We start from the raw sequence: 4,061 nt of genomic DNA, 5'->3' as shown, positions 1-4,061 counted from the left end.
CGAGCATAGAGGCCTTCGCGGACATTGGAAGCTATCTGGACCAGCCGGTACGCGTTTATTCAAGCGGGATGCAGATGCGGCTGGCATTCAGCGTGGCAACTGCAAAGCGCCCCGACATCCTGATCGTTGATGAAGCGCTGTCTGTCGGAGATGCATACTTCCAGCATAAAAGTTTTGAACGCATCCGCGAATTCCGCAAGCAGGGCACCACCCTGCTTATCGTCTCGCATGACAAGGCAGCAATTCAGTCGATCTGCGACCGCGCACTTCTGCTGGACGGAGGACGAATCGCGAAAGAAGGCGCGCCGGAAGAAATCATGGATTTCTATAACGCGATGCTGGCTGAAAAAGACGGCTCCAAGGTGCAGCAGAACCTCCGGGAAGACGGCAAGGTACAAACCATTTCCGGCACGGGTGAAGCAACGGTCAGCGACATCGCTCTGTTGGATGAGAAAGGCCAGCGTATTGAGGTAGTCGATGTCAGCACCAGAGTGACTCTTGAAGTGAAGATCGCGATACACGCCATGATCCCGCGCCTGGTTCTTGGTTATATGATCAAGGACCGCCTGGGACAGCCGATGTATGGCACCAATACGCATTTGAAAGAACTACCGCTCCACGACGTCCAACCGGGCGAAGAAGTGACCTATCGATTCACTTTTCCGATGCATCTCGGCGCCGGCACCTATTCGGTTGCTACTGCGCTGGTCAGCTCTGACACACATCTGGTAAACAACTACGAATGGCGCGATCTTGCTCTGATATTTACCGTCATGAACATGAGCCGGGAGCACTTTGCCGGTTGTGTGTGGCTGGACCCTCTGATTGAAATACAACGCACATGAGTTTCATCTCTTACGCCCAAAATTTTGAGGACGTGATGCTATGGCGCGCGCTCCATCGCATTGAAAACGGCTTCTACATCGATGTCGGGGCAAACGACCCTACACTGTATTCCGTCACGAAGGCATTTTATGACCGCGGATGGCATGGCATAAATGTAGAGCCAGTCACACAGTTCATCGAACGGTTGCAAGCCGAACGCCCGCGGGATATCAATCTTCAAGTTGGCGCGGGCGCGACGGATGGCAACTTCCCTTTTTACGACATCCCGGATTCGGGCCTGGCAACTTCCGACCCCGCCGTTGCAGAGATGCATCGCAACGAAGGATGGGACGTACGTACCATGCATATCCCGGTACTCCGTCTTGCCGACATCTGCGAAAAATATGTCACGGGAGACATCCACTTCCTGAAAGTGGATGTGGAGGGGGCGGAGAAGAACGTGCTATTGGGCATGGACTTCCAAAAATGGCGGCCGTGGATTGTGGTTGTTGAGGCTACCATCCCGATGTCCCGGCAAACTGCCCACCAGGACTGGGAACCAATACTGCTTGACGCCCAGTACGAATTCGTCTATTTCGACGGATTGAACCGGTACTACGTTGCAAACGAGCATTCGCATTTAAAGCCGGATTTTGCTTCACCACCCAACGTGTTTGACGGGTTTGTTCTTAATACGGACCAGGAATCCAGGGCGCGGGCGGATGAAGCGGAAACGCGGGCAATCCAGTCTCGCAAGCAAGCCCGGGACGCAGATGCGAAGCGCAGCGAAGCGGAAGCGCGCATGCATGCAGCTGAGGCGCGCATGCATGCAGCCGAGGCACGTACGACCGAGGCGGAAACCAAGGCACATGCTGCTTATGAAGAGGCTTTACGTGCCGAGCACCGGTTGCATGAAGCAACCCTTGCAATTCAGGAGCGAGATGTTCTGATTGGCGCCATTCTCAGCAGCACCTCATGGAAAGTAACGGCACCGCTTCGGTGGCTTGGTGCGTCCGCGCCGTTTATTAAACGCTCGGTTTCATACACAGCTTCAACGTCTCGAAGCGTTTTGGTACGTCTGGCGCGCGCGGGGGTTCGGCATGCCGTTCCTGTAATTCGACGCAGTCCGTTCCTGACACGTTGCGCGAAGCAGCTGCGCAGCATGTTTCCTTCGACGGCAGACCGATTGTTTGTTTCGGCCAAGGCTGTCACTTTGGAGGCCACTGTTCAGAAAGCAATGTCGGAAAGAACAGAACAAAACGATTTGCCTTCTTGGGGCGGAACCGCGACTCCAGCGGATTTTTTTGAAATAAAGCTGCGCCATGAACTGAAGCAGCGTCAGGACAGCAAGGGTGCATGATGCGGCTGGTATTCGATCTTTTCCCATGTCAGACCGCTTCTCGCCGCCGTGGCATCGGCCGCTATACGCAGTCGCTCGCCGAGTCGATGCTTCATCTCCAGGGACAGCACGATGTGTTTTTATTAGCCAATCAGCACTTCCCCGATAGTGTCGATGAATTGCGCCAGCAATTTGGCGCAATGGTAAATCCCGGACACTTTTCCACCTATACGCATACGCCGCTAAAGGGATTCGGGACGGATCACCCGAACGACCTTGCCGTTGCCGCTGCACTGGTGCACCACGCCTACCAGGCGATAGCGCCGGATGTGGTGCTATATGCCGGACCATTTGAAGATGAAGCGGTTGTCCCGTTTCCGCATGAAACATTGCCCTCAGCATTGCGAGTCGCAATTCTGTATGACCTCATACCATGCCTGTTTCCAGAGCAATATCTCAACTCGCCAAGCCTAAAGCAATGGTATGAGCATCGACTGTCATCCCTGCACAAGTTCGATCTCCTTCTAGCCATTTCGGAGGCGACACGTCAGGACGCTATCCGAATTCTCGGAATACCGCCTGAGCGCGTCGTAAATATTGGCGGCGCGGCGAGCGATATGTTCCGGCCCCTCCCTCATGCGGAAAGGAGCAATATTGCGCGCTTCGGGATATCGCGCCCGTTTGTGCTCTACACAGGCAACGCAGATTACCGCAAGAATCAAGATGGCATGCTCCGGGCCTACGCCGAATTGCCGGCCGCTCTACGCGCCTCTCATCAACTTGTACTCAACCAGGTAGGCGACCGGGATTCATTTGATCGCCGTATCAAATCGCTGGGATTAAGCGATAACGATGTGATAGTGACCGGGCACATCAGCGATCAGGATCTGATATCCCTGTACAACGAATGCAAGGTGTTTGTATTTCCTTCTCTGTATGAAGGCTTCGGCTTGCCAGCGCTGGAGGCTATGGCCTGCGGAGCACCTGTCATCGCCGCGAACAATTCCTCCATACCGGAGGTAATGGGGCGAAGCGACGTGCTGTTCAACGCCGCGGATCCGACTGCAATCGCTGCGGCCCTGGAGCATGTGCTTGCGGATGCCGAGCTGCGAAGCGAACTCTCCAGATATGGAATCGAGCGTGCAAAGACGTTTAGTTGGCAAAGGACGGCGGCGCTTGCGTGGAACGCCATTGAAGAGCATTTGCGCATTCGATCCACTTCGGCCGTTACGGGTGTCAAACCATCCACGCCCAGATCTTGCATTGCGGTGTTTCTGCCGGCGCTACAACCCGAAGATCGGGTCGCCCGTCACTGCAAGGAGATACTGGAGGGTCTTGCCGCGCATTTTGATATTGATATCTTTACAGACCACGGTGCAGCACGACCAGGCTCGGAAGCGATTGATCAATTTCCCAGCTACCATCATACGGCGTTTGCCGAGCGTAGAGACCGCTATTCCACGGTTGTTTATCAGATAGCGAACGAAGCATCTTATGCGTTCATGCTGCCACTCATGGCGCAGCACAATGGAGTCGTTGTCCTGCACGATGCACTTCTCGACAAGCCGGCCAAGAGTCTGACTGAAAACCTCGGGAAGCCTTTGTTACTCGCTGAAGAGATTTTGCATGCGCACGGCTTGAGCGGGCTGATAAGGTATGTGAAGCAGGGTGAACAGTCTGCTGCCCTGTCATTTAATCGTCGAGTTCTTGAGTCGGCAAACCAGCTTATTCTGGCTGGCGCCAATCCTATGGAAGCACTGCCTTGCCATGAGAATTCTGCCGCTTGGATGCCCCCAGTAACAAGATTGCAACCTAACGATACCCCAAGCAACGTCAATCACTATATAAAAGTCATTCAAAGCGCGATCCTGGCCGACGATAGTCAGGTGATCAAACG

Annotated in this window: 3 protein-coding genes; all 3 read left to right on the top strand. The window is 54.4% G+C overall.

The genetic code is table 11. The features are described from left to right. The coding region (locus VGU61_RS08340; RefSeq protein ID WP_326858651.1) for an ABC transporter ATP-binding protein at window positions 1–845 on the top strand (845 nt) is incomplete at its 5' end. Continuing rightward, entirely contained in the window at window positions 842–2,185 is a 1,344-nt protein-coding gene (locus tag VGU61_RS08335) for an FkbM family methyltransferase (protein ID WP_326858650.1), read from the top strand. The genes VGU61_RS08340 and VGU61_RS08335, both read left to right, overlap by 4 nt. Beyond that, on the top strand, window positions 2,182–4,061 hold a 1,880-nt coding region (locus VGU61_RS08330; protein ID WP_326858649.1), incomplete at its 3' end, for a glycosyltransferase family 1 protein. The genes VGU61_RS08335 and VGU61_RS08330, both read left to right, overlap by 4 nt.

Origin of the sequence: Noviherbaspirillum sp. (assembly GCF_035944575.1) — a bacterium.
Lineage (GTDB): Bacteria > Pseudomonadota > Gammaproteobacteria > Burkholderiales > Burkholderiaceae_D > Noviherbaspirillum.
This window is presented reverse-complemented; position numbering and strand designations above follow the sequence as displayed.

Coding starts and splice junctions, on each gene's coding strand:
- VGU61_RS08335 (WP_326858650.1), top strand. CDS start 842: ATGAGTTTCATCTCTTACGCCCAAAATTTTGAGGACGTGATGCTATGG.